Consider the following 22,262-nt stretch of genomic DNA (forward strand, 5'->3'; position numbering starts at 1 on the left):
GATGTCTGAGAGGCAAGTGAAGGGCATTCTGGGCACCAAGCTCGGCATGACCCAGGTCTTCGACGAGAACAACCGGGTGATCCCGGTGACCGTCGTCAAGGCCGGGCCGAACGTGGTGACCCAGGTGCGCGACAAGGACAAGGACGGCTACTCGGCCGTGCAGCTGGCCTTCGGCGCCGTGGACCCCCGGCGGGTCAACAAGCCGAGCACCGGGCACTTCGACAAGGCCGGGGTGACCCCGCGTCGCCACGTCGTCGAGCTGCGCACCGCGGATGCCGACTCCTACGAGGTGGGCCAGGAGATCACCGCCGAGCTGTTCTCCGACGGCGCGGTGGTCGACGTGACCGGCACCACGAAGGGCAAGGGCTTCGCGGGCGGGATGAAGCGGCACGGCTTCTCCGGTCAGGGCGCGAGCCACGGTAACCAGGCCACGCACCGCAAGCCGGGGTCGATCGGCGGCGCCGCGACTCCCGGCCGTGTGTTCAAGGGCAAGAAGATGGCGGGCCGGATGGGCCGCAACCGGGTGACCACGCAGGGGCTGTCCGTGCACTCGGTGCGTGCCGACGAGGGCCTGCTGCTGATCAAGGGTGCGGTTCCCGGCCCGAAGAACGGCCTGGTTCTCGTCCGCAGCGCCGCGAAGGGTGGTGTGACGCAGTGACGGCAACGGTCGAGCTGAAGACCCCGGCGGGCCAGGCCGAGGGAACGGTCGAACTGCCTGCCGAGATCTTCGACGTGCAGGCGAACATCCCGCTGATGCACCAGGTCGTCGTGGCCCAGCTCGCGGCCGCGCGGCAGGGCACGCACGACACGAAGACCCGCGGTGACGTCCGCGGTGGTGGCCGCAAGCCGTACCGGCAGAAGGGCACCGGCCGCGCCCGGCAGGGTTCGGTGCGCGCGCCGCAGTTCACCGGTGGTGGCACCGTGCACGGCCCCACGCCGCGGGACTACACGCAGCGCACGCCGAAGAAGATGAAGGCGGCCGCCCTGCGTGGCGCGCTGTCCGACCGCGCCCGTTCCGGGCAGCTGCACGTGGTGACCGAGCTGGTCAGCGGAGAGAAGCCGTCGACCAAGTCGGCGAAGTCCGCGCTCGCGGCGGTCACCCAGGCCAAGCGCGTGCTCGTGGTGCTGCACCGCGACGACGACCTGGGCGTGCTGTCCGCGCGGAACCTGCCGTACGTGCACCTGATCACGCCGGACCAGCTCAACACCTACGACGTGCTGGTCAACGACGACGTGGTGTTCACCAAGGCCGCGTTCGACGCCTTCCTCGCGGGCCCCGCCACGGGCGCCGGAGCCAAGGCCGCGGCGCAGGCCGGAGGGAGTGACGAGGCATGAGCTCCGTGGCGATCCCCGACCCGCGTGACGTCCTGGTCGCGCCGGTGATCTCCGAGAAGTCCTACGGGCTGCTCGACGACCACAAGTACACCTTCCTGGTCCGTCCCGACGCCAACAAGACGCAGATCAAGGTGGCGGTCGAGAAGATCTTCGGTGTGAAGGTGCTCAGCGTCAACACGCTGAACCGCCCGGGCAAGCGCAAGCGCACCCGTTACGGCTACGGCAAGCGCAAGGACACCAAGCGCGCCATCGTCACGCTGTCGGCCGAGAGCAAGCCGATCGAGATCTTCGGCGGACCAGCCGCGTAAGGGACTGAGACGACATGGGCATCCGCAAGTACAAGCCAACAACGGCGGGGCGCCGGGGCTCCTCGGTCGCCGACTTCGCCGAGATCACCCGGTCGGAGCCGGAGAAGTCGCTGGTCAAGCCGGTCACCAAGACCGGTGGCCGCAACTCCGGCGGTAAGATCACCACCCGGCACAAGGGCGGCGGGCACAAGCGCGCCTACCGCGTGGTCGACTTCCGGCGCAACGACAAGGACGGCATCCCGGCGAAGGTCGCGCACATCGAGTACGACCCGAACCGGAGTGCCCGCATCGCGCTGCTGCATTACGCCGACGGCGAGAAGCGCTACATCATCGCCCCGGACAAGCTCAAGCAGGGCGACAAGATCGAGAACGGTCCGAAGGCCGACATCAAGCCCGGCAACAACCTGCCGCTGCGCAACATCCCGGTGGGTACCGTGATCCACGCGATCGAGCTGCGGCCCGGTGGCGGCGCGAAGATCGCGCGCTCCGCCGGTGCGCGGGTGCAGCTCGTGGCCAAGGACGGCCCGTACGCCCAGCTGCGGATGCCTTCGGGCGAGATCCGCAACGTGGACGTGCGCAACCGGGCGACGGTCGGCGAGGTTGGCAACTCGGAGCACTCCAACATCAGCTGGGGCAAGGCGGGCCGGAGCCGCTGGCGCGGCAAGCGCCCGACCGTTCGCGGCGTCGTGATGAACCCGGTGGACCACCCGCACGGTGGTGGTGAAGGACGGACCTCCGGTGGTCGCCACCCGGTGAACCCGAAGGGCAGGCCCGAGGGCCGCACCCGTCGCAACAAGCCGAGCGACAAGCTGATCGTCCGCCGCAGGCGCACCGGCAAGAAGCGCTGAGTAGGGAGGTAGCCACAGATGCCACGCAGCCTGAAGAAGGGCCCGTTCGTGGACGACCACCTGCTCAAGAAGGTGGACGCGCTCAACGAGTCGGGCAAGAAGACCGTGATCAAGACCTGGTCCCGCCGGTCCACGATCATTCCGGACATGCTCGGGCACACCATCGCGGTGCACGACGGCCGCAAGCACGTGCCGGTGTTCGTCACCGAGGCGATGGTGGGGCACAAGCTGGGTGAGTTCGCCCCGACACGGACCTTCAAGGGCCACGTCAAGGATGACCGCAAGTCGCGCCGCCGCTGAGCGCGCACCGAGAAGGGGAAGCAGCGATGAACGCGCGTAATGACGCGGTAGCCGAGGCAGACGAGCTGCCCACGGCTTTCGCGCGAGCTCGCTTCGTCCGGGACTCGCCGACCAAGGTGCGCCGGGTGATCGAGCTGATCAAGGGCCGTAACGCCAACGAGGCCCTGGCCGTGCTCCGGTTCGCGCCGCAGGCGGCCAGCGACCAGCTGGCCAAGGTGCTGGCCAGCGCCATGGCCAACGCGGAGAACAACCTCGACCTCGACCCGGACACGCTCTGGGTCCGCAACGCCTACGCCGACGAGGGGCCGACGCTCAAGCGCATCCGCCCGCGCGCCCAGGGCCGCGCGTACCGGATCCGCAAGCGGACCAGCCACATCACGGTGGAGGTCGAGTCGCGTCCCGCGTCCGACAGGGCGAAGTCGAAGAGCAAGAAGAAGGCAGGTGGCCGGTAGTGGGCCAGAAAATCAACCCGCACGGCTTCCGGCTCGGGATCACCACGGACTGGAAGTCCCGCTGGTACGCCGACAAGCAGTACTCGGAGTACGTCGCCGAGGACGTCAAGATCCGCAAGCTCCTGTCGACCGGCATGGAGCGGGCGGGCATCTCCAAGGTGGAGATCGAGCGCACCCGGGACCGGGTCCGCGTCGACATCCACACCGCGCGTCCCGGCATCGTCATCGGCCGCCGCGGCGCCGAGGCCGACCGCATCCGTGGTGCGCTGGAGAAGCTCACCGGCAAGCAGGTGCAGCTCAACATCCTCGAGGTGAAGAACTCCGAGGCCGACGCGCAGCTCGTGGCCCAGGGCATCGCCGAGCAGCTGTCCAACCGCGTCGCCTTCCGGCGCGCGATGCGCAAGGCGATCCAGACGTCGATGCGCTCGCCGCAGGTCAAGGGCATCCGCGTGCAGTGCAGCGGACGCCTGGGCGGCGCCGAGATGTCCCGCTCGGAGCACTACCGCGACGGCCGGGTTCCGCTGCACACGCTGCGTGCCGACATCGACTACGGCTTCTTCGAGGCCCGCACGACGTTCGGCCGGATCGGCGTGAAGGTGTGGATCTACAAGGGCGACCTGATGGGTGGCCTCAAGGCCAAGCAGGAGCGGGACGCCGCCGCGGCCGCCGAGCGTGCGCCGCGCCGGGAGCGCCCGTCCCGGCGTCGGTCCGGCTCGTCCGGCACCACGCCGACCTCGACCGAAGCAAGCAGGGCCGCCGCGAACACCCAGACCGACACCGATGTCGCGGCGAGCCAGGCCCCGGAGGTGGCGTCCCCGGACGCCACGGAGAAGACGGAGGGCTGAGGCGTGCTCATCCCACGCAAGGTCAAGTACCGCAAGCAGCACTCGCCGAAGACCTCCGGCGCGGCCAAGGGCGGCACCAAGGTGCACTTCGGTGAGTACGGCATCCAGGCGCTCGAGCACAGCTACGTGACCAACCGGCAGATCGAGTCGGCTCGTATCGCGATGACCCGGCACGTCAAGCGTGGCGGCAAGATCTGGATCAACATCTTCCCGGACCGTCCGTTGACCAAGAAGCCCGCCGAGACCCGCATGGGTTCCGGCAAGGGCTCGCCCGAGTACTGGGTGGCCAACGTCAAGCCGGGTCGCGTCATGTTCGAGATGAGCTTCCCGAACGAGGCGGTGGCCCACGAGGCACTCCGGCGCGCGATCCACAAGCTGCCGATGAAGTGCCGGATCGTGAATCGTGAAGGTGGTGAGTTCTGATGGCGAAAGCCGGAGGAGTCGCGGCGTCAGAACTGCGTGAGCTCACTGCTGACGAGCTCGTGCTGCGCCTGAAGGAGTCCAAGGAGGAGCTGTTCAACCTCCGTTTCCAGATGGCCACCGGGCAGCTCGACAACAACCGCAGGCTGCGCACGGTGCGCGCGGACATCGCTCGCATCTACACCGTGATGCGGGAGCGGGAGCTCGGCCTGTCCGTCTCCCCCGAGGAGAACGAGAGTGAGGGTGCCGCATGACGGAGGCGGTGCAGAGCAACAAGTCGGGCCGGAACTACCGCAAGGTCCGCGAGGGTCTGGTCGTGTCCGACAAGATGGACAAGACGATCGTCGTGGAGCTGGAGGACCGGAAGAAGCACCCGCTGTACGGCAAGGTCATGCGCACCACCAAGAAGGTGAAGGCGCACGACGAGCAGAACACCGCGGGCGTGGGCGACCGGGTCGCGCTGATGGAGACGCGGCCGATGTCGGCGACCAAGCGTTGGCGGCTCGTCGAGATCCGCGAGAAGGCCAAGTAATCAGGGGTCAGCAGGGCCCCGTTCGTTCCGCCAGGCTCGGCGCGGCCGAGAACCGGCGCGACATACAGGAGTTGACGTGATCCAGCAGGAGTCGCGACTGCGAGTCGCCGACAACACGGGTGCCAAGGAGATCCTGACCATCCGGGTTCTCGGTGGCTCGGGGCGGCGCTACGCGGGCATCGGCGACATCATCGTCGCCACCGTCAAGGACGCCATCCCGGGCGCCAACGTGAAGCGTGGTGACGTCGTCAAGGCCGTCATCGTCAGGACGGTGAAGGAGAAGCGTCGCGCCGACGGCTCCTACATCCGGTTCGACGAGAACGCTGCGGTGCTCATCAAGAACGACAACGATCCACGAGGCACACGCATCTTCGGGCCGGTTGGCCGCGAGCTGCGCGATCGAAAGTTCATGAAGATCATCTCGCTCGCGCCGGAGGTGCTGTAATGAAGGTGAAGAAGGGCGACACGGTCCTCGTCATCGGGGGTAAGGACAAGGGCGCCAAGGGCAAGGTCATCCAGGCCTACCCGGAACGCCAGCGCGTGCTGGTCGAGGGCGTGAACCGGATCAAGAAGCACACCCGGATCACGCAGACGCAGCGGGGTGCCCAGTCCGGCGGCATCATCACCCAGGAGGCTCCCATCCACGTGTCGAACGTGATGGTGGTCGACTCCGACGGCAAGCCGACCCGGGTGGGCTACCGCATCGGCGAGGACGGCAAGAAGGTTCGTATCTCCCGTAGGACGGGCAAGGACATCTGATGACGACCGCAGAGACAAGCTACCCGACGCCGCGGTTGAAGACCCGGTACCGCGAGGAGATCGCCGGTCAGCTGCGTGAGGAGTTCGACCTGGGCAACCCGCACCAGATCCCCGGTGTGGTCAAGGTCGTGGTGAACATGGGCGTCGGCGACGCGGCCCGGGACAGCAAGCTCATCGAGGGCGCCGTCCGGGACCTCGCCACCATCACCGGCCAGCGGCCCGAGGTGCGCAGGGCGCGGAAGTCGATCTCGCAGTTCAAGCTCCGCGAGGGCCAGCCCATCGGCGCCCGCGTGACGCTGCGCGGCGACCGGATGTGGGAGTTCCTCGACCGGCTGCTGACGATCGCGCTGCCGCGTATCCGCGACTTCCGCGGGCTGTCGGCGAAGCAGTTCGACGGCAAGGGCAACTACACGTTCGGGCTGACCGAGCAGTCGATGTTCCACGAGATCACCCCGGACTCCATCGACCGCCCCCGCGGCATGGACGTCACGGTCGTCACCACGGCGACCACGGACGACGAGGGGCGCTCGTTGCTCCGCAAGCTCGGCTTCCCGTTCAAGGAGAGTTGATCAGATGGCCAAGAAAGCTCTGATCGCCAAGGCTGCCCGCAAGCCCAAGTTCAAGGTGCGCGGCTACACCCGCTGCCAGAAGTGCGGCAGGCCGCGGTCGGTGTACCGCAAGTTCGGCCTGTGCCGGATCTGCCTGCGGGACATGGCGCACGCGGGCCAGCTTCCCGGCGTGAACAAGTCGAGCTGGTGAAGGCTTTTACCTCCCCCTGCTGCGGCAGGCATCCATCCCACTTCGCCACAGGCCCCGAGCCGGCCCGGACGCGTCCGGCGGCCGACGAGGGGAACCGGGGCGAGAAAGGTTGACAGGTCACCATGACGATGACCGACCCGATCGCAGACTTCCTGACACGTCTGCGGAACGCGAACTCGGCCTACCACGACGCGGTCGTGCTGCCGCACTCGAAGATCAAGGCGAACATCTCCGAGGTGCTCAAGCGTGAGGGCTACATCTCGGACTACCGCACCGAGCCCGGCGAGAAGCACAAGAACCTGGTCGTCGAGCTGAAGTACGGCCCCAACCGCGAGCGCAGCATCGCGGGCCTGCGGCGCGTGTCGAAGCCGGGTCTGCGTGTGTACGCGAAATCGACCAACCTGCCCAGCGTTCTGGGTGGCCTCGGCGTGGCGATCCTCTCGACCTCGTCCGGCCTGCAGACCGACCGGCAGTGCAAGCGCAACGGCGTGGGCGGGGAAGTCCTCGCCTACGTGTGGTGAGGAAGGGGGACAGGCATGTCACGCATCGGTAAGCTGCCGATCACCGTCCCCTCCGGGGTCGAGGTGACCATCGACGGGCAGCACGTCTCCGTCACGGGCCCGAAGGGCACCCTGGAACACACCGTTCCCGAGCCGATCGTCGTGGCGCGGGACGAAGACGGGACGCTGTCGGTCACGCGCCCGGACGACGAGCGCGAGCACCGCTCGCTGCACGGCCTCACCCGTACCTTGGTGAACAACCTGGTCGTGGGTGTCACGGACGGCTTCGAGAAGCGGATGGAGATCCACGGCGTCGGCTACCGCGTCCAGGCCAAGGGCAACGACCTGGAGTTCGCGCTCGGCTACAGCCACCCGGTGACCGTCTCGGCGCCCGAGGGCATCACGTTCAAGGTGGAGAGCCCGACGCGGTTCTCGGTGTCCGGCATCGACAAGCAGAAGGTCGGCCAGACCGCGGCGGTCATCCGCAAACTCCGGCGTCCCGACCCCTACAAGGGCAAGGGCCTGCGCTACGAGGGCGAGCGCATCCGTCGCAAGGTCGGAAAGACGGGTAAGTGATCATGAGCGAAACGGTGACGAAGCGCAAGCCGGTCGGCAAGGACATCTCCACCCGTCGTCGCGTCGGCAAGAGCCGTCGGCACGCCCGGCTGCGCAAGAAGATCAGCGGCACGGCGCAGCGCCCGAGGATGTCGGTGAAGCGCTCGACGCGGCACATCGTCGTCCAGCTGATCGACGACGTCGCGGGACACACCCTGGCGGCGGCGTCGACCCTCGAAGCGGACGTGCGGTCGGTCGAGGGCGACAAGACGGCCCAGGCCGCCAAGGTCGGCGAGCTGGTCGCCGCCCGCGCCAAGGAAGCGGGCATCTCCAAGGCGGTGTTCGACCGTGGCGGCAACGCCTACCACGGCCGGATCGCGGCCCTGGCCGACGCCGCCCGTGAGGCGGGGTTGGAGTTCTGACATGAGCACATTTCTCGAGAACGGAAGGAACGCCTGATGCCGGGACGTACGCGGCAATCCGGCGGCCAGGGCGGACCGGGCGGCGACCGCGAGCGCGGTGGCGGCCGGGACCGCAGGGACCGTCGTGACGGTGGCCGTGGCGGGGCGGCCCAGGACAAGACCCCGCACCTCGAGCGGGTCGTAGCGATCAACCGGGTGGCCAAGGTCGTCCAGGGCGGCCGGCGCTTCAGCTTCACCGCGCTGGTGGTTGTCGGCGACGGCGACGGCCAGGTCGGTGTGGGCTACGGCAAGGCCAAGGAGGTGCCCGCGGCGATCGCCAAGGGCGTCGAGGAGGCCAAGAAGAAGTTCTTCCGCGTGCCGCGCATCGCGGGCAGCATCCCGCACCCGGTGCAGGGTGAGGAGGCCGCCGGCGTGGTGCTGCTCCGCCCGGCCAGCCCCGGTACCGGTGTGATCGCCGGTGGCGCGGTGCGTGCCGTGCTGGAGTGCGCGGGTGTGCACGACGTGCTGTCGAAGTCGCTGGGCAGCGACAACGCGATCAACATCGTGCACGCGACGGTGCGGGCGCTGAAGGATCTGCAGCGGCCCGAGGAGGTCGCCGCCCGGCGCGGTCTGCCGCTGGAGGACGTGGCCCCGGCCCGGATGCTGCGTCAGCGCGCGGGGCAGGAGGTCTGACATGGCTCAGCTGAAGGTCACCCAGATCAAGGGCACGATCGGCACGAAGGAGAGCCACAAGGCGTCCCTGCGCACCCTCGGTCTGCGCAAGATCCGGCAGTCGGTGGTGCGTGAGGACACGCCCCAGGTCCGCGGGCTGATCCACTCGGTCCGGCACCTGGTGAACGTGGAGGAGGTCAAGTAATGGCCATCAAGATCCACCACCTGAGGCCCGCCCCCGGCGCCAAGCGGGACAAGATCCGCGTCGGTCGTGGCGAGAGCTCCAAGGGCAAGACGGCGGGTCGCGGCACCAAGGGCACCAAGGCCCGGAAGACGGTGCCGCCCGGCTTCGAGGGTGGGCAGATGCCCATCCACATGCGGCTGCCGAAGCTGCGTGGGTTCAAGAACCGCAACCGCACCGAGTACCAGGCGGTGAACGTGGGCGACCTCGCCCGGGCGTTCCCGGACGGCGGCACGGTCGGCAAGGACGAGCTGGTCGCCCGCGGCGTCGTGCACAAGGGCGAGCTGGTGAAGGTCCTCGGCAACGGTGACGTCGACGTCAAGCTCGACGTCACCGCGGACGCCTTCTCCAAGTCCGCGCGGGAGAAACTCCAGTCCGCCGGTGGCTCCGCCACCACGGCCTGAGCGGTAACCCACCGCCCACCACATGACAACGGCCCGCCCGGTCCCCGGGCGGGCCGTTGTCATGCGCGCACCCCGCCCGGGCCTGCCGCCCGCGCCTGCCCGACCACGTTTAGCCCGCGAAACGCGGTCGGCGCCGGTTACCCGGCCGCGTTGGCCCGGGGCCGCGTTCCGTGCCGCGTTGAGCCCGCGAAACGCCTTTCAGGGTTGCCCGGAGTTTCGGCTTTCGAGGGATGGAGGGGCCGCGGTCACACGGGCAGCGGAGAACGATCGTCGGGTCTGGGAAGACCTCCGTGGGTTACTCGCGAGTTGGCCCTCAACCGATCGCGCAGCTCCTCGACAGGGTCGAGTCCGCCTGAACCGATTCGGGCTCGGCTCTGGGAGGAGATTGCATGACACCAGCCGGAATCACCCGAAGGCGGCACCGCGGTCGTGCTGTCCTCGCCCGTTCCGCCGCCGTCGGCGCTGCCGCGACGCTCTCGCTGGCGGCGGTGCCGACGGCCGCAGCCGCACCTGATGACGAGCACTGTGTATACAGCGTGGCGACGCAGGCGTATCAGTGCTTCGACTCACTCGACAAGGCGACGCAGCGGCACGGCTTGAGCGGCTCCGCCCGCACGGCCGGCGAGATCATCGGCGCGACCGTATTCGAGCACAGCAATTACGGCGGCTCCACGCTCACCATCACCGTTCCGGAGCCCTGCCCGAAGAACGACAAGGTCGACTTCTGGCTTGACCTCGACGACTACTGGCAGAACCGGATCTCGTCGGTTCAAGCGTGGTCGACGTGCTGGGTTTGGCTCTATCCCGATTCTGGGGACCGGGCGGGTCCGTACAAGGAGAACCACCCGGAAGTGGGCAGCTACATCAACGATCGCACGGTGACTGTAGGCCTGAGCTGAGGGAGGACGAGATGGGACGCGGTAGGCGAGCGCTGGCGGTGTTCACCGGCGCGGTGGCGATGCTCGGCGGGCTGCTCATATCCGGTACGGCGAGTGCGGCGGAGGGACCAACCGTCCGCCAACTTCTGGAACAGTGCGAGCAAGGCCGGACGGACCTGTGCGAATTCCACCCGTCCGGGTCGCCGGAGGTGTACCGGGGGACGTACGAGCTTGCCGGGGGTGCGCAGAACTGTTCGGAGGGAACCTCGACGCGCGTGATCCGGTGGGAGTCCTCGCAGACGACGACCAACTCCGTCGGGGTGACGATCAGTGCTGGGGTCACGCTCGGTGAGATCTTCGAAGCCAGCTACGAGATGAGCTTCAACCAGGAGTGGAGTTGGACGACCACGAAGGCGGACGAAATCCGTCACGAGCTGGGGCCGTACCAGGCGGTCGACATCTTCGCCGCCCCGATGCGCCAAAAGGTGCGGGGCACCTACGAGATGCATTTCGGCGACCCCTACTACGGCCACTACTACTGGTACGTCCATGACGTGGTCATCGACGGCCCGGCGACTCACCCCGCCTGGGACGTCCGCGTCGACGGCACGACCCCCGCCTGCTGACCCGTTCCGGCCACCGCGACGTTTCGCCCGCTGAACGTGCCCCGCTCGCCACGGCCCAACCGCGTTCAGCGGGCGAAACGTGCTCGTCTGGCCCCCAGCGGCCCGGCCGGCTGCCCTACGAAGTGCGCACTGTGTGCGGCAGTGCCCGGTGATGCTGTTAGAGTCGGACCGACGCTTGGGACACCCCTGTGCCCCGAGCGTGTCTGGCTTGCCCGCCAGTGACAGAGTGTCCAGCCGGTCGAAGTGCCGGCCAAGCCGATCGTCGGTTCGCCGACGACGCCGAGGAGGTCCACCGCGTGCTCAGCGCCTTCCGCTCGGCTCTCGCGACGCCGGACCTGCGCAAGAAGATCCTGTTCACGCTGATGATCGTGGCTGTCTACCGAATCGGTGCGGTCACGCCGGCGCCCGGGGTTTCGTACCCGAACGTACAGGCATGTCAGGCGCAGGTAGAGGATCAGAACATCTTCTCGCTGCTGAACCTGTTCAGTGGTGGGGCGCTCTTGCAGCTCTCCGTGTTCGCCACGGGCATCATGCCCTACATCACGGCGAGCATCATCGTTCAGCTGCTCACCGTGGTCATTCCCCGGTTCGAGGAGCTGAAGAAGGAGGGGCAGGCCGGACAAGGCAAGCTCACCCAGTACACGCGCTACCTCACGATCGCGCTGGCGGTCCTGCAGGCCACGGGTGTCGTCGCGCTCGCCGACCGGGGTCAGCTCTTCCGCGCCTGCGACCAGCCCGTCTTCCCCGATGACAGCGTCTACTCACTGGCGCTCACCGTGCTCACCATGACCGCGGGCACCGCCGTCATGATGTGGTTCGGCGAACTGATCACCGAGCGCGGCGTCGGCAACGGCATGTCGCTGCTGATCTTCTTGAACATCGCCGCCCGCATCCCCGAGGAGGGCGCGAACATCCTCAACAACGCAGGCGGGTTGACCTTCTTCTTCGTCTGCGTGCTCGGGCTGGCGATCATCGCGAGCGTGATCTTCGTCGAGCAGGGCCAGCGCCGGATCCCGGTGCAGTACGCCAAGCGCATGGTCGGCCGTCGCATGTACGGCGGCACTTCGACCTATCTGCCGATCAAGGTGAACCAGGCCGGCGTCATCCCGGTCATCTTCGCGTCGTCGCTGCTGTACCTGCCGGATCTGCTCGGCCAGCTCATCGGTGACCAGAACGAGGTCTCGTGGTGGCAGCAGTTCCTGCAGACGTACCTGACTGATCAGTCGAGCTGGGTGCACATCCTGCTGTACTTCTCGATGATCATCTTCTTCACGTACTTCTACATCACGATCACCTTCAACGTGGACGATCGCGCTGAGGAGATGAAGAAGTTCGGTGGCTTCATCCCGGGGATCCGTCCGGGCAGGCCCACCGCCGAGTACCTCGGGTTCGTGCTCAACCGCATCACGCTGCCCGGCTCGATCTACCTCGGCATCGTGGCGATCCTGCCCAACTTCTTCCTCTCCGTGACCGGTAGTGAAGGCAACAACCAGAACTTCCCGTTCGGTGGTACGGCTGTGCTGATCATGGTCGGTGTCGCCCTGCACACCGTGAAGCAGATCGAAAGCCAGCTGATGCAGCGCAACTACGAAGGGTTCCTCCGATGACGCGTGTGGTCCTCGTCGGTCCTCCCGGCGCCGGTAAGGGTACGCAGGCGGCGGCGCTGTCCGACCGTCTCGGCGTTCCGCACATCTCGACCGGCGACCTGTTCCGCGGACACGTGGGTCAGCAGACTCCGCTCGGCCAGGAGGCCAAGCGATACCTCGACTCGGGTGAGCTCGTTCCGGACTCGGTGACCAACGAGATGGTGCGAGAGCGCCTGACGGAGCCGGACGCCGCGAACGGCTTCCTGCTCGACGGGTTCCCACGAAACACGAAGCAGGCCGAGGTGCTGGGCGGGATGCTCGCGGAGAAGGACACCGCGCTGGACGCGGTGGTCGAGCTCCAGGTGCCCGAGGACCAGCTCGTGGCACGTCTCCTTGACCGTGGACGCACGGATGACACCGAGGACGTGATCCGGCGCAGGCAGCAGGTGTATCGCTCGGAGACCGCGCCGTTGCTGGAGTTCTACTCCGACATCGTGGTGCCGGTGGACGGCGTCGGCGACATCGACGAAGTGTCCACGCGCGTGCTCGACGCGCTCGGCAAGCGCGCGTGATCCGTCTCGGCCCTGTGTTTCGCATGTTCCGACGTCGCAGTGTGATCGAGGTCAAGACGCCGGGCGAGCTCGACGCGATGCGCGAGGCCGGTCTGGTGGTGGCGCGCACGTTGGCACGTGTGCGCGCGGCGGCCGTCCCCGGCGCTACTACCGGCGAGCTCGACGAGCTGGCCGAGCAGACGATCCGGGACGCCGGCGCGGTGCCGTCGTTCCAGGGCTACCACGGGTTTCCCGCATCGATCTGCGCGTCGGTGAACGAGCAGGTCGTGCACGGCATCCCCTCGCGTGATCGTGTGCTCGGCGAGGGCGACCTGCTCTCGGTGGACTGTGGCGCGATTCTGGACGGCTGGCACGGTGACTCGGCGGTGACGATAGAGGTCGGCGAGGTGTCGGCCTTGGACCGCGCGCTGTCCGAGGCCACTCGTGCGGCGATGCTCGCGGGCATCCAGGCTGTGCGTGCGGGCGCGCGGCTGACCGACATCTCCCACTCGATCGAGACTGAGGCGCGGCGTGTGGCGGGAGAGCACGGTGTCGACTACGGGATGATCGCCGAGTACGGCGGCCACGGCATCGGGCGGGAGATGCACATGGACCCGTTCCTGCCGAACGTGGGCAAACCCGGTCGGGGCCCGAAGCTGGCGGTGGGCATGGCGCTCGCGATCGAGCCGATGTTGACGGGTGGCTCGTCGGAGACGGTCGAGCTCGAGGACGGGTGGACGGTGATCACCGCGGATGGCTCCCGTGCCGCTCACTGGGAACACACGGTGGCGATCACCGAGGACGGCCCGTGGGTGCTCACCGCGCCGGACGAGAACAACGTTTAGCCCGCTAACCGTGGTCGGCCCTCGTGCCCGGTGCCCAGAGTCGTCGTTGCCGGAGAAGCTGGTTCTCGCTCCGCCTCGTGCGATGGGAGGGCGGCGGGCGGCGCGTTTCGCCCGCGAAACGCGGTGATGGCCGGGCGCCGCCTCGGCACACGCCGACACCGGTCGGCGTTTCGGACACGCACAGTGGCGGCGTGACTCCAGAGGCGGTTCCGCGTGGCCCCGGTGGATCGGCTTGACAACCAGTGCGTACACTGTCTAGTTGGCGTGCTCTTCACGCCGGTCCCGTCGTGCTCGCGTCGAGTGGCAGGACCGGCGTGACGTGTGTGCCACCCAGGCAAGCACTCAACGCTCACCGATCACGAAACGCGGAGTACATGGCGAAGAAAGACGGGGCCATCGAGGTCGAGGGTCGCGTGATCGAGCCGCTCCCCAACGCGATGTTTCGAGTCGAGTTGGAGAACGGTCACAAGGTCCTCGCGCACATCAGCGGCAAGATGCGACAGCACTACATCCGCATCCTGCCGGAAGACCGGGTCGTCGTGGAGCTCTCGCCCTACGACTTGTCTCGCGGACGCATCGTCTACCGCTACAAGTGACCGCGTGAGTGTGGTGGAGGGCGACCTCCGCCAGGGGGCGCGCAGCAACTCAGCACGAGCAGGAGAGCAGGAGACGTGAAGGTCAAGCCGAGCGTCAAGAGGATCTGCGACAAGTGCCAGATCGTCCGCCGCCACGGGCGGATCATGGTGATCTGCGACAACCTCCGGCACAAGCAGCGCCAGGGTTGATCGCGGCACTTGTTCAGGTGTTCTGACGCCGAACACCGAACCACAGCGCCTCCCCGCACCTGCCGGGCCGACCGGTGCCTCACCGGCGGCCGGGCCCACCCCCGGGCTTCGGGCCGGGGCCGGGACACCGCCCGCGCGAGCGGGCGGACGACGGCGAGTCGTCCCGGGACGGGCGGGGAGCACACCCGAAGACGGACAACGAAGGAGCACGAGCGCCAATGGCACGACTCGCTGGCGTCGACCTCCCCCGCGAGAAGCGGCTGGAGATCGCGCTGACCTACATCTACGGCATCGGCCGTACCCGCTCCCGGGAAGTGATCGCCGCTACCGACCTCGGCGCGGACACCCGCGTTCGGGATCTCAGCGACGACGACCTGGTGAAACTGCGGGATCACATCGAGGAGAACTTCAGGGTCGAAGGTGACCTTCGGCGCGAGGTGAACGCCGACATCCGGCGCAAGATCGAAATCGGGTGCTACGAGGGTTTGCGGTGGCGCCGTGGGCTGCCCGTCCGGGGCCAGCGCACCAAGACCAACGCCCGGACCCGGAAGGGCCCGAAGAAGACGGTCGCCGGCAAGAAGAAGGCGGGCAAGAAGTGAGCGTCCGCGACAGGCGAGGCGTGCGTTCCGCGGCGGTACAGCGTCGCCGGTCTGCTTCTCGCATGTCGCCGAGGGCGCTCTACGCCCGGCCGATGGCGCTGCGCCAGCTGTACACCGACGCCGGGACGATCATCCGGCGTGGTCAGCACGAAGCCGCGATCGCTCACCAACAGAACTCGCGCTAGAGGAGAAACCCGACCATGCCACCCAAGAGCCGTACGGCCGGAACCAAGAAGGTCCGGCGCAGGGAAAAGAAGAACGTCGCTCACGGGCACGCCCACATCAAGAGCACGTTCAACAACACGATCGTGTCGATCACCGACCCCAACGGCGCGGTGATCTCCTGGGCGTCGTCCGGGCACGTGGGCTTCAAGGGCTCGCGGAAGTCGACACCGTTCGCCGCGCAGATGGCGGCCGAGAACGCCGCCCGCAAGGCCACCGAGCACGGCATGAAGAAGGTCGACGTGTTCGTCAAGGGCCCCGGCTCCGGCCGGGAGACGGCGATCCGTTCGCTTCAGGCCGCGGGCCTCGAGGTCGGCACCATCCAGGACGTGACCCCGCAGCCGCACAACGGCTGCCGCCCCCCGAAGCGGCGCCGGGTCTGAGGAACGGGGAGGAGTAGAAACACATGGCTCGTTACACCGGCCCCGCGACCCGTCTTTCGCGTCGCCTCAAGGTCGATCTCGTCGGCGGCGACAAGGCCTTCGAGCGCCGTCCGTACCCGCCGGGCCAGCACGGCCGCGGCAGGGTCAAGGAGAGCGAATACCTGCTCCAGCTTCAGGAGAAGCAGAAGGCGCGGCACACCTACGGCATCGTCGAGCGCCAGTTCCGGCGCTACTACGAGGAGGCCGCGCGGCGCACCGGCAAGACCGGTGAGAACCTGCTGCAGATCCTCGAGTCGCGGCTGGACAACGTCGTGTACCGCGCGGGCATCGCGCGGACTCGGAGGCAGGCGCGTCAGCTCGTCAGCCACGGCCACTTCATGGTCAACGGCGAGAACGTCAACGTTCCGAGCTACCGCGTGACCAAGTTCGACATCATCGACGTGCGGCCGAAGTCGTTGCAGATGCTGCCGTTCGTCGCGGCCAAGGAGGCGCTGGGCGAGCGCCCGGTGCCCGGCTGGCTCCAGGTCGTGCCGTCGAACCTGCGCATCCTCGTGCACCAGCTGCCCGAGCGCGCGCAGATCGAGGTTCCCGTGCAGGAACAGCTGATCGTCGAGTTCTACTCGAAGTGATCCGGCACCGGCCGTCGGCCGGACCGGGTCGGGCGGCGGCGCCCCGAGCGCGCCGCCGCTACGCCACACCTATCGGCGTCATATGGCGGGCGCCGGCAGGAAAGGAAGAAGGACAGTGCTGATTTCCCAGCGGCCGACTCTCGGCGAGGAGACGGTCAACGAGACGCGCTCCCGGTTCACGATCGAACCGCTCGAGCCCGGCTTCGGCTACACCCTGGGCAACTCGTTGCGGCGGACCTTGCTGTCGTCGATCCCCGGCGCCGCGGTCACGAGCATCCGCATCGACGGTGTGCTGCACGAGTTCACCACCGTCCCGGGTGTCAAGGAAGACGTCACCGAGATCATCCTGAACCTCAAGGAGCTCGTCGTCTCCTCCGAGGAGGACGAGCCGGTCACGATGTACCTGCGCAAGCAGGGCCCCGGTGAGGTCACCGCAGCCGACATCGTGCCTCCGGCCGGAGTCACGGTGCACAACCCGGATCTGCGCATCGCCTCGCTGAACGGCAAGGGCAAGCTCGAGATCGAGCTCGTCGTGGAGCGCGGTCGCGGTTACGTCCCCGCACTGCAGAACAAGCAGGCCGGCGCGGAGATCGGGCGCATCCCGATCGACTCGATCTACTCGCCGGTGCTGAAGGTGACCTACAAGGTCGAGGCGACGCGTGTCGAGCAGCGGACCGACTTCGACAAGTTGATCCTGGACGTCGAGACCAAGCCGTCCATGACGCCGCGGGACGCCGTCGCGTCGGCGGGCAAGACCCTGGTCGAGCTGTTCGGCCTCGCCCGCGAACTCAACGTCGACGCCGAGGGCATCGAGATCGGGCCGTCGCCGCAGGAGGCGGACACGATCGCCGCCTACGCGATGCCGATCGAGGACCTCGACCTGACGGTGCGGTCGTACAACTGCCTGAAGCGCGAGGGAATCCACACGGTCGGGGAGCTGGTGTCCCGCAGCGAGGCGGACCTGCTCGACATCCGCAACTTCGGCGCCAAGTCGATCGACGAGGTCAAGATGAAGCTCGTCGGCCTCGGTCTGACGCTGAAGGACAGCCCGCCCGGATTCGACCCCACTGCTGCTGCGTCCACGTACGAGGGCGAGACGTGGGGTGCGGAGACCGCGACCGGTCTCCCGGACACTGGCCCCGACGACGGCCAGGACTACGCAGAGACGGAGCAGCTGTAAGTGGTCTTGCGGCTCTAAGAAGCTGAACGAGGAGAACCGATGCCCACCCCCACCAAGGGACCCCGTCTCGGCGGATCGCCCGCGCACGAGCGGCTGATGTTGGCCAACCTGGCGACGTCGTTGTTCGAGCACGGCAAGATCACGACGACCGAGGCCAAGGCGAAGCGCGTGCGCCCGCTCGCCGAGAAGCTGATCACCAAGGCGAAGCGCGGTGATCTGCACAACCGGCGTCAGATCATGCGGGTCATCCGGGACAAGGATGTCGTGCACAAGCTGATGGCCGAGATCGGTCCCTTCTTCGTCGACCGCAACGGCGGTTACGTGCGTATCACCAAGACGCTGCCGCGCAAGGGTGACAACGCGCCGATGGCCGTGATCGAGCTGGTCTCGGAGAAGACGGCGACTTCCGAGGCCGAGGCCGCGAGGAAGACGACGTTCGCCAAGGACCAGGCTCCGAAGCAGGAGGAGAAGGTCGAGGAGGCCAAGGAGGAGGACCAGGACGCCGAGGCGCCCGCGTCCGCCACCGACCAGGCCACCGCGGACCCCGCCGAGGGTGCCGAGACGCCTGCCGAGGAGGCGAGCGACAAGAAGGACGAGTCCTGACATCCGCGAGTCCTCTGAACGAGCCCGCCGTCCCCACCGGGGAGGGCGGGCTCGTTCGTCTGCGTCTGGATCTGACTTACGACGGCACGGACTTCTCCGGTTGGGCTCGCCAGCCCGACCGTCGCACCGTGCAGGGCGTCCTCGAGGACGCCCTGGCCAAGCAGCCTCCAGGCGCGTCGGCAGTCACCCCGGTCGTCGTAGCAGGCCGCACGGACGCTGGTGTCCACGCCACCGGCCAGGTCGTCCACGTGGACGTGACGCGTTTCGCGGGCGAAACGCGGGTGGGTCGCATTCCTGTGGACGCCGACGGCATCGCGGACCTGAAGCGAGCACGGTACCGCCTGAACCGCGTTTTGCCCGCAGACGTTCGTGTAGTGGCGATGGAGCGCGCGCCTGCTGGTTTCGACGCACGCTTTTCGGCCGCTAAACGTCATTACCGGTACCAGGTCTCAGACGCCCCGTGGGGTGTCTCTCCCCTGCGGCGCCGCGACACGTTGGCCTGGAACAGGCCGTTGTCGGTAGAGGCCATGAATCAGGCTGCTTCTCGGCTCGTCGGGCTACACGACTTCGCGGCGTTCTGCAAACAGCGCGAAGGGGCCACGACGGTCCGCGAGCTGCTGGGTTTGCGTTGGGAACGCGTGGACGAGCACGAAGTGCACCTCAACGTCTCGGCTGATGCCTTCTGTCACTCGATGGTGCGTAGTTTGGTCGGCGCTCTGCTCTTCGTGGGGGATGGGCGTCGGGACGCAGAATGGCCAGCCGAATTGCTGGAATCGCGCGTCCGCAGTAGCACCGTGGCGCCCCCGCATGGTCTGACCCTTGTGCGCGTCGATTACCCACCCGATGACGAACTGGCGCGGCGCGCGGAGCACACCCGCAACGTGCGTACGGTCGAGTCTTCGACGGGTCAGACGGCGCCCTGAGCCACCCGGACTTCGTCCAAGATCCGTCGGTAATCACCGGCTAGCTTTTCCGCTGTCACGATCACGAAACGCCAGCCCTCGGCTCTCAGGCGCTTACGCCGGGCCTTGTCGCGTCGGAGCTGCTTTTTCGTTCGATGCCAGACACCGTCGTATTCGATTGCGGTCCGCGTCTCGGCAAGGGCGAGGTCCAGACGTGCGACCTCCCGTCCAGCCTTGAGAATGCGGTACTGAGGAAGGGGGTTGAGGCCCGCTGTTCTGAGAACCACCCGCAATTCGGACTCGGGTAAAGACTCGGCCCGTTGGTCCGACATGCTCAGCGCTGCTCGAGCGAGCCGAATGCCGCGGTTTCGGCGCCGATACAACGCTGTTTTGAGCTTCGACTGTGAAACGAGTCCCGCGCGCAGCAAGGCGTCGAGGTCGGGTACGGCCGTGCGCAATCTGCGCACCCATCCGCGTGTGCGGGGCGAATGCCTGAGTAGGACGTCCAATGCCACTCGGCACGGCCGAGCGATACGAATCCCTCGCCAAGGCCGGGTCTCGTGACGTCGTACAGTGGTGCGCCGCACGCGAACGCCCGCGAGAGGGCCGAAGCGCCACTTTTCGGGAACGACGAATTCGACAGGATCTTCCGGACGCGCCAGTGCCACACCCAGCACGGTCGCGGCGGAGCGGCCGGTGAGAACCGCTTGTTTGGGGACGATCAGGGCCGCACCTCGACATCGCAATTCGTGAGTGACCGGGACGTGCGCTGGCACGTAGACGTCCTGAAACAGCCGGCGGAACCGTGGACCTCGGAGCTGCGCCTCGGTGACGTATCCGGCGGCGCGCGCAGCGGATCCGCGGAAGACATCGGTGATGTCGGGAGGAGTGGCGTTCTTGCGCATAGACGCCAGGATGGCCGGTCGCAGCGGATTTGTGGCGTCGTGATCGCGAGCTGTCCACAGCCCGAAAGTTGTCCACAGGTCCGCTACCACTATGAGCCGTGCCGGCGACATCGTGTCCCGGCAACCTCAGAACACGGTTCGCGGGCTAACCGTGGCAGGGACCGGACCCGGGACGGTTAGTCGCCGCGGCGGACAGGACCGAGGATTTGCTGCTCCTTCGACGTGGTCACCAAGCGGAGGGGGCGCCACAGATTCCGTCCGAGCGCGACGACCTGGTCGTCCTTGAGCGTCGTCAGCTGCCGCATCATCTGCGGGGGCAACCGCCAGATCCGCCCGGCCAGCTCCGCCTGTCCGGCCGGGAGCCGCTGCATCAACACGAGGTCGGCCGCGTTCGCCAGCGCACCGGCCTGCGGGTGCAGGTAGGGCAACACGTAGATCGTGGTCTGCCACGGCGACCGTGGGGGGAAAAGATCCTGGGGAGTCGGACCCCCGTCGTGCACCACGAGCAGCGGTGCGTCCTCCGACGGCCTGGGGAGCTCCACGGGAGACAACCGTCGGATCTGTACCAGCGGCGTGGGCTGACCGTTCGGCTGCTGTCCCGCCGCCTGCGACAACACGTGCCAGGCCGTGGGCCGTCCTGTCGCGACGACGATCCACGCGCCGACGGCCATCGCTCGCAGCGCGACCTGCCGTGCCAGGTACAGCCCACCGACCAGCACGATCCGGGTGGGAGCCGACCGCAGCGCCGAGACCGTGAGCGGCTCGCCCTGCAGGCCGGAGCCGAGCACGATCCCACCCCTGTCGCCCGACGGACTGATCGCGTCGAGCAGTTCGGGATCGACGACGAACTCGGGAGCCACACCAGGGGAATCGGTCGTGTCGTGCACGCGTGTGCTCATGCGGTCCCTCCCAGAGGCAACGTGGAGGCGAAACCGTTCGCCTGCGAACCGCGCAACGGGGTCAGCGTGACCCCGAGGCGCTCGGAGACGGTGTTCAGCCGTTGGTCTCCCGCTTCGAGCTCGCGCGGGTTCCGCGCGCTGATCCGGACCACGCCCCGCAGTCCGATCTTGCCGTCGTCGCGTGCGGGTGAGATGGACATCGCCACGGTGGCGGACAACGCGCGCACGCTCGTCAGTGCGTTGAGGTTGCCGCTGATCTTGCCCTTGGGCCAGCCCGTGATCGCGTAGCTCGCGTGTCCGATGCCCGCGGCCGTCACTCCGGTCCACCGTTCGTGCAACCGGACCTTGGTGTTGGAGCCCGCGACCCCGGTCAGCTCGGCGGCGGAAATGCCCGAGCGGAGCAGCTCATCCGGGTTGAGGGGGCGCGTGGGCACGCCACGGGATTCCAGTGCGTTGCGCACGCGGGACAGCGCACCCATGAGCGCCCGGTGTGCCCCGACGACACCACCACCGCGCTCGCGGACGGCCGTTGGGCACCGCTTGGGGTCCAGCCTGATCGAAATCCAGGTCGTACGTCGTGCGGCGGCCGGCAGCGGCCCGAGCACCTCCATGTATGAGGCCAGCGCGGGGGAGTCGGTAGGGAGCGCGGCACTGCCGGGATAGCAGTGGGAGGTCATCTGGATCGAGTCCAGTACCACACCGCGGTCTTCCAGGCATGGCGCCAGCGCGGCCAGCGGAAGGCTCGGAGCTCCCCCGGCCTGCGTGATCAGCGCCGGTGTCGGCTCGACGAGAAGCACCGCGGTCCACGCCCCGTCGTGCCAGGCCAGGCCGACCTCGTTGTGTTCGTGGTCCTTGGCCTGGGCGACGACGAGGTCGGGTACGGCGAGCCGGAGCAGGCTGACCCGGTTGTCGTCGGGGCCGATGACATTGTCGTCCGTCTCGTCGACGGCGACCGGTTCGACACTCGTTGGATCGGGTGGTGTGACCACACGATCGTGGGACCGAAAGGCGTACCGCACCGTGAGCCCTGCCCACTGTGTGAACCACTGGCCGTCCCACCGGAGCAACGCGAGGACGAGGGCCACGACGAGCACGCCGATCGATACGTACAACAGCGAGGTGTTGATCGTGAGGAGAACGAGCCCGATCGCGAGACCGACCTCCACGAGCACGACGTTCGCCACGGGGAGTGCTCCGAAGCTCGCGCCCGTGGTGCGCCGCCGTGCGGGACCCGCGATCCGCGCTGTCGCGCCCGGGTTACCACCCGATGCGCCGGGTGACTCGTTCGGCCCAGGCCCGCCGGGCCCGCCGTCCAGGATCGAGGTGTCGCGTGCGACC

At 67.8% G+C, this 22,262-nt stretch carries 37 protein-coding genes; 34 read left to right on the plus strand and 3 right to left on the minus strand.

Annotated features, from left to right (window positions below):
* Position 1: 1 nt before the first annotated feature.
* From rplC to truA, 34 genes are all read left to right on the plus strand, one after another.
* Positions 2-658, plus strand: coding sequence for a 50S ribosomal protein L3 (gene rplC / locus SACSA_RS0115240; RefSeq protein WP_019818465.1), 657 nt, complete (start codon positions 2-4; stop codon positions 656-658).
* Entirely contained in the window at positions 655-1,335 is a 681-nt protein-coding gene (rplD, locus tag SACSA_RS0115245; RefSeq protein ID WP_019818466.1) for a 50S ribosomal protein L4, read from the plus strand. The genes rplC and rplD overlap by 4 nt, the downstream gene beginning before the upstream one ends.
* Positions 1,332-1,643, plus strand: a complete 312-nt coding sequence (rplW, locus tag SACSA_RS0115250; protein ID WP_019818467.1) for a 50S ribosomal protein L23 — start codon at positions 1,332-1,334, stop codon at positions 1,641-1,643. Before rplD ends, rplW begins: the two co-directional genes overlap by 4 nt.
* Before the next feature lie 14 nt (positions 1,644-1,657).
* Positions 1,658-2,491, plus strand: a complete 834-nt coding sequence (rplB, locus tag SACSA_RS0115255) for a 50S ribosomal protein L2 (RefSeq protein ID WP_019818468.1) — start codon at positions 1,658-1,660, stop codon at positions 2,489-2,491.
* Positions 2,492-2,509: 18 nt separating this feature from the next.
* On the plus strand, positions 2,510-2,791 hold the full coding sequence (gene rpsS, locus SACSA_RS0115260) for a 30S ribosomal protein S19 (RefSeq protein ID WP_009152380.1): 282 nt from the start codon (positions 2,510-2,512) through the stop codon (positions 2,789-2,791).
* 26 nt (positions 2,792-2,817) lie between these two features.
* Positions 2,818-3,243, plus strand: a complete 426-nt coding sequence (gene rplV / locus SACSA_RS0115265) for a 50S ribosomal protein L22 (protein WP_019818469.1) — start codon at positions 2,818-2,820, stop codon at positions 3,241-3,243.
* Complete coding sequence (gene rpsC, locus SACSA_RS0115270; RefSeq protein WP_019818470.1) at positions 3,243-4,088, plus strand: 30S ribosomal protein S3; 846 nt, start codon at positions 3,243-3,245, stop codon at positions 4,086-4,088. The genes rplV and rpsC overlap by 1 nt, the downstream gene beginning before the upstream one ends.
* Positions 4,089-4,091: 3 nt before the next feature.
* Complete coding sequence (gene rplP, locus SACSA_RS0115275) at positions 4,092-4,511, plus strand: 50S ribosomal protein L16 (protein ID WP_019818473.1); 420 nt, start codon at positions 4,092-4,094, stop codon at positions 4,509-4,511.
* Positions 4,511-4,762, plus strand: a complete 252-nt coding sequence (rpmC, locus tag SACSA_RS0115280) for a 50S ribosomal protein L29 (protein WP_007023268.1) — start codon at positions 4,511-4,513, stop codon at positions 4,760-4,762. Before rplP ends, rpmC begins: the two co-directional genes overlap by 1 nt.
* Positions 4,759-5,040 (plus strand): 30S ribosomal protein S17, encoded by a 282-nt coding sequence (gene rpsQ, locus SACSA_RS0115285; protein ID WP_019818474.1) that lies wholly within the window; start codon positions 4,759-4,761, stop codon positions 5,038-5,040. The genes rpmC and rpsQ overlap by 4 nt, the downstream gene beginning before the upstream one ends.
* Positions 5,041-5,116: 76 nt before the next feature.
* Positions 5,117-5,485: a 50S ribosomal protein L14 gene (gene rplN, locus SACSA_RS0115290; protein ID WP_019818475.1), complete on the plus strand. Its 369-nt coding sequence runs from the start codon at positions 5,117-5,119 to the stop codon at positions 5,483-5,485.
* On the plus strand, positions 5,485-5,799 hold the full coding sequence (gene rplX / locus SACSA_RS0115295) for a 50S ribosomal protein L24 (protein ID WP_019818476.1): 315 nt from the start codon (positions 5,485-5,487) through the stop codon (positions 5,797-5,799). Before rplN ends, rplX begins: the two co-directional genes overlap by 1 nt.
* On the plus strand, positions 5,799-6,368 hold the full coding sequence (rplE, locus tag SACSA_RS0115300; protein ID WP_019818477.1) for a 50S ribosomal protein L5: 570 nt from the start codon (positions 5,799-5,801) through the stop codon (positions 6,366-6,368). Before rplX ends, rplE begins: the two co-directional genes overlap by 1 nt.
* A gap of 4 nt (positions 6,369-6,372) precedes the next feature.
* Entirely contained in the window at positions 6,373-6,558 is a 186-nt protein-coding gene (locus SACSA_RS0115305) for a type Z 30S ribosomal protein S14 (RefSeq protein ID WP_019818478.1), read from the plus strand.
* Positions 6,559-6,680: 122 nt separating this feature from the next.
* The gene (rpsH, locus tag SACSA_RS0115310; RefSeq protein ID WP_019818479.1) at positions 6,681-7,079 is read left to right on the plus strand and encodes a 30S ribosomal protein S8; all 399 of its coding nucleotides are present in this window, start codon (positions 6,681-6,683) and stop codon (positions 7,077-7,079) included.
* 15 nt (positions 7,080-7,094) lie between these two features.
* Positions 7,095-7,634 (plus strand): 50S ribosomal protein L6, encoded by a 540-nt coding sequence (rplF, locus tag SACSA_RS0115315; RefSeq protein ID WP_019818480.1) that lies wholly within the window; start codon positions 7,095-7,097, stop codon positions 7,632-7,634.
* A gap of 2 nt (positions 7,635-7,636) precedes the next feature.
* Complete coding sequence (rplR, locus tag SACSA_RS0115320; protein WP_048876860.1) at positions 7,637-8,035, plus strand: 50S ribosomal protein L18; 399 nt, start codon at positions 7,637-7,639, stop codon at positions 8,033-8,035.
* A gap of 36 nt (positions 8,036-8,071) precedes the next feature.
* Positions 8,072-8,707, plus strand: coding sequence for a 30S ribosomal protein S5 (rpsE, locus tag SACSA_RS0115325; RefSeq protein ID WP_019818482.1), 636 nt, complete (start codon positions 8,072-8,074; stop codon positions 8,705-8,707).
* A gap of 1 nt (position 8,708) precedes the next feature.
* Positions 8,709-8,891, plus strand: a complete 183-nt coding sequence (rpmD, locus tag SACSA_RS0115330) for a 50S ribosomal protein L30 (protein ID WP_019818483.1) — start codon at positions 8,709-8,711, stop codon at positions 8,889-8,891.
* Entirely contained in the window at positions 8,891-9,331 is a 441-nt protein-coding gene (gene rplO / locus SACSA_RS0115335; RefSeq protein WP_019818484.1) for a 50S ribosomal protein L15, read from the plus strand. Before rpmD ends, rplO begins: the two co-directional genes overlap by 1 nt.
* Positions 9,332-9,720: 389 nt before the next feature.
* Positions 9,721-10,230: a hypothetical protein gene (locus SACSA_RS0115340; RefSeq protein WP_232212965.1), complete on the plus strand. Its 510-nt coding sequence runs from the start codon at positions 9,721-9,723 to the stop codon at positions 10,228-10,230.
* 11 nt (positions 10,231-10,241) lie between these two features.
* Positions 10,242-10,835 (plus strand): hypothetical protein, encoded by a 594-nt coding sequence (locus tag SACSA_RS0115345; RefSeq protein ID WP_232212966.1) that lies wholly within the window; start codon positions 10,242-10,244, stop codon positions 10,833-10,835.
* Between the two features lie 296 nt (positions 10,836-11,131).
* Positions 11,132-12,442 carry a preprotein translocase subunit SecY gene (gene secY, locus SACSA_RS0115350; protein ID WP_019818489.1) on the plus strand — a complete coding sequence of 437 codons (1,311 nt, stop codon included), beginning with the start codon at positions 11,132-11,134 and terminating at the stop codon, positions 12,440-12,442.
* Positions 12,439-12,993, plus strand: a complete 555-nt coding sequence (locus SACSA_RS0115355) for an adenylate kinase (protein ID WP_019818490.1) — start codon at positions 12,439-12,441, stop codon at positions 12,991-12,993. Before secY ends, SACSA_RS0115355 begins: the two co-directional genes overlap by 4 nt.
* Before the next feature lie 41 nt (positions 12,994-13,034).
* Entirely contained in the window at positions 13,035-13,817 is a 783-nt protein-coding gene (gene map / locus SACSA_RS0115360) for a type I methionyl aminopeptidase (protein WP_019818492.1), read from the plus strand.
* 374 nt (positions 13,818-14,191) lie between these two features.
* Entirely contained in the window at positions 14,192-14,413 is a 222-nt protein-coding gene (gene infA, locus SACSA_RS0115365; protein ID WP_005443304.1) for a translation initiation factor IF-1, read from the plus strand.
* A gap of 75 nt (positions 14,414-14,488) precedes the next feature.
* Positions 14,489-14,602 carry a 50S ribosomal protein L36 gene (rpmJ, locus tag SACSA_RS0115370; protein ID WP_005461389.1) on the plus strand — a complete coding sequence of 38 codons (114 nt, stop codon included), beginning with the start codon at positions 14,489-14,491 and terminating at the stop codon, positions 14,600-14,602.
* 218 nt (positions 14,603-14,820) lie between these two features.
* Positions 14,821-15,201: a 30S ribosomal protein S13 gene (gene rpsM / locus SACSA_RS0115375; protein WP_019818494.1), complete on the plus strand. Its 381-nt coding sequence runs from the start codon at positions 14,821-14,823 to the stop codon at positions 15,199-15,201.
* Positions 15,198-15,386: a hypothetical protein gene (locus SACSA_RS0115380; RefSeq protein WP_028661915.1), complete on the plus strand. Its 189-nt coding sequence runs from the start codon at positions 15,198-15,200 to the stop codon at positions 15,384-15,386. The genes rpsM and SACSA_RS0115380 overlap by 4 nt, the downstream gene beginning before the upstream one ends.
* A 15-nt stretch (positions 15,387-15,401) precedes the next feature.
* On the plus strand, positions 15,402-15,806 hold the full coding sequence (gene rpsK / locus SACSA_RS0115385; protein ID WP_019818498.1) for a 30S ribosomal protein S11: 405 nt from the start codon (positions 15,402-15,404) through the stop codon (positions 15,804-15,806).
* A 23-nt stretch (positions 15,807-15,829) separates the two neighbouring features.
* On the plus strand, positions 15,830-16,435 hold the full coding sequence (gene rpsD, locus SACSA_RS0115390) for a 30S ribosomal protein S4 (protein ID WP_019818499.1): 606 nt from the start codon (positions 15,830-15,832) through the stop codon (positions 16,433-16,435).
* A 115-nt stretch (positions 16,436-16,550) separates the two neighbouring features.
* Positions 16,551-17,615: a DNA-directed RNA polymerase subunit alpha gene (locus tag SACSA_RS0115395; RefSeq protein WP_019818500.1), complete on the plus strand. Its 1,065-nt coding sequence runs from the start codon at positions 16,551-16,553 to the stop codon at positions 17,613-17,615.
* A 39-nt stretch (positions 17,616-17,654) separates the two neighbouring features.
* Complete coding sequence (gene rplQ, locus SACSA_RS0115400; protein WP_019818501.1) at positions 17,655-18,218, plus strand: 50S ribosomal protein L17; 564 nt, start codon at positions 17,655-17,657, stop codon at positions 18,216-18,218.
* 14 nt (positions 18,219-18,232) lie between these two features.
* Positions 18,233-19,141: a tRNA pseudouridine(38-40) synthase TruA gene (gene truA / locus SACSA_RS24730; protein ID WP_083940266.1), complete on the plus strand. Its 909-nt coding sequence runs from the start codon at positions 18,233-18,235 to the stop codon at positions 19,139-19,141.
* Here truA and SACSA_RS24735 read toward each other — a convergent pair.
* The 3 genes from SACSA_RS24735 to eccE all read right to left on the minus strand — a co-directional run bounded on the left by SACSA_RS24735 (position 19,126) and on the right by eccE (position 22,108).
* Positions 19,126-20,025: an endonuclease domain-containing protein gene (locus SACSA_RS24735; RefSeq protein WP_083940270.1), complete on the minus strand. Its 900-nt coding sequence runs from the start codon at positions 20,023-20,025 to the stop codon at positions 19,126-19,128. The genes truA and SACSA_RS24735 overlap by 16 nt on opposite strands.
* Positions 20,026-20,201: 176 nt before the next feature.
* On the minus strand, positions 20,202-20,924 hold the full coding sequence (locus tag SACSA_RS0115410; protein WP_019818508.1) for a hypothetical protein: 723 nt from the start codon (positions 20,922-20,924) through the stop codon (positions 20,202-20,204).
* Positions 20,921-22,108, minus strand: coding sequence for a type VII secretion protein EccE (eccE, locus tag SACSA_RS0115415; protein WP_019818509.1), 1,188 nt, complete (start codon positions 22,106-22,108; stop codon positions 20,921-20,923). Before eccE ends, SACSA_RS0115410 begins: the two co-directional genes overlap by 4 nt.
* Positions 22,109-22,262 lie beyond the last annotated feature (154 nt).

The sequence above is a fragment of the Saccharomonospora saliphila YIM 90502 genome (assembly GCF_000383795.1).
GTDB classification, from domain to species: Bacteria; Actinomycetota; Actinomycetes; order Mycobacteriales; family Pseudonocardiaceae; genus Saccharomonospora; species Saccharomonospora saliphila.

What these genes read in the sequence shown, in the direction of transcription:
- rplC (WP_019818465.1), top strand. Translation starts at nt 2, where the DNA reads ATGTCTGAGAGGCAAGTGAAGGGCATTCTGGGCACCAAGCTCGGCATG.
- rplW (WP_019818467.1), top strand. Translation starts at nt 1,332, where the DNA reads ATGAGCTCCGTGGCGATCCCCGACCCGCGTGACGTCCTGGTCGCGCCG.
- rplB (WP_019818468.1), top strand. Translation starts at nt 1,658, where the DNA reads ATGGGCATCCGCAAGTACAAGCCAACAACGGCGGGGCGCCGGGGCTCC.
- rpsS (WP_009152380.1), top strand. Translation starts at nt 2,510, where the DNA reads ATGCCACGCAGCCTGAAGAAGGGCCCGTTCGTGGACGACCACCTGCTC.
- rplV (WP_019818469.1), top strand. Translation starts at nt 2,818, where the DNA reads ATGAACGCGCGTAATGACGCGGTAGCCGAGGCAGACGAGCTGCCCACG.
- rpmC (WP_007023268.1), top strand. Translation starts at nt 4,511, where the DNA reads ATGGCGAAAGCCGGAGGAGTCGCGGCGTCAGAACTGCGTGAGCTCACT.
- rpsQ (WP_019818474.1), top strand. Translation starts at nt 4,759, where the DNA reads ATGACGGAGGCGGTGCAGAGCAACAAGTCGGGCCGGAACTACCGCAAG.
- rplX (WP_019818476.1), top strand. Translation starts at nt 5,485, where the DNA reads ATGAAGGTGAAGAAGGGCGACACGGTCCTCGTCATCGGGGGTAAGGAC.
- rplE (WP_019818477.1), top strand. Translation starts at nt 5,799, where the DNA reads ATGACGACCGCAGAGACAAGCTACCCGACGCCGCGGTTGAAGACCCGG.
- SACSA_RS0115305 (WP_019818478.1), top strand. Translation starts at nt 6,373, where the DNA reads ATGGCCAAGAAAGCTCTGATCGCCAAGGCTGCCCGCAAGCCCAAGTTC.
- rpsH (WP_019818479.1), top strand. Translation starts at nt 6,681, where the DNA reads ATGACGATGACCGACCCGATCGCAGACTTCCTGACACGTCTGCGGAAC.
- rplF (WP_019818480.1), top strand. Translation starts at nt 7,095, where the DNA reads ATGTCACGCATCGGTAAGCTGCCGATCACCGTCCCCTCCGGGGTCGAG.
- rplR (WP_048876860.1), top strand. Translation starts at nt 7,637, where the DNA reads ATGAGCGAAACGGTGACGAAGCGCAAGCCGGTCGGCAAGGACATCTCC.
- rpsE (WP_019818482.1), top strand. Translation starts at nt 8,072, where the DNA reads ATGCCGGGACGTACGCGGCAATCCGGCGGCCAGGGCGGACCGGGCGGC.
- rpmD (WP_019818483.1), top strand. Translation starts at nt 8,709, where the DNA reads ATGGCTCAGCTGAAGGTCACCCAGATCAAGGGCACGATCGGCACGAAG.
- rplO (WP_019818484.1), top strand. Translation starts at nt 8,891, where the DNA reads ATGGCCATCAAGATCCACCACCTGAGGCCCGCCCCCGGCGCCAAGCGG.
- SACSA_RS0115340 (WP_232212965.1), top strand. Translation starts at nt 9,721, where the DNA reads ATGACACCAGCCGGAATCACCCGAAGGCGGCACCGCGGTCGTGCTGTC.
- SACSA_RS0115345 (WP_232212966.1), top strand. Translation starts at nt 10,242, where the DNA reads ATGGGACGCGGTAGGCGAGCGCTGGCGGTGTTCACCGGCGCGGTGGCG.
- SACSA_RS0115355 (WP_019818490.1), top strand. Translation starts at nt 12,439, where the DNA reads ATGACGCGTGTGGTCCTCGTCGGTCCTCCCGGCGCCGGTAAGGGTACG.
- infA (WP_005443304.1), top strand. Translation starts at nt 14,192, where the DNA reads ATGGCGAAGAAAGACGGGGCCATCGAGGTCGAGGGTCGCGTGATCGAG.
- rpsM (WP_019818494.1), top strand. Translation starts at nt 14,821, where the DNA reads ATGGCACGACTCGCTGGCGTCGACCTCCCCCGCGAGAAGCGGCTGGAG.
- rpsK (WP_019818498.1), top strand. Translation starts at nt 15,402, where the DNA reads ATGCCACCCAAGAGCCGTACGGCCGGAACCAAGAAGGTCCGGCGCAGG.
- rpsD (WP_019818499.1), top strand. Translation starts at nt 15,830, where the DNA reads ATGGCTCGTTACACCGGCCCCGCGACCCGTCTTTCGCGTCGCCTCAAG.
- rplQ (WP_019818501.1), top strand. Translation starts at nt 17,655, where the DNA reads ATGCCCACCCCCACCAAGGGACCCCGTCTCGGCGGATCGCCCGCGCAC.
- SACSA_RS24735 (WP_083940270.1), bottom strand. Translation starts at nt 20,025, where the DNA reads ATGCGCAAGAACGCCACTCCTCCCGACATCACCGATGTCTTCCGCGGA.
- SACSA_RS0115410 (WP_019818508.1), bottom strand. Translation starts at nt 20,924, where the DNA reads ATGAGCACACGCGTGCACGACACGACCGATTCCCCTGGTGTGGCTCCC.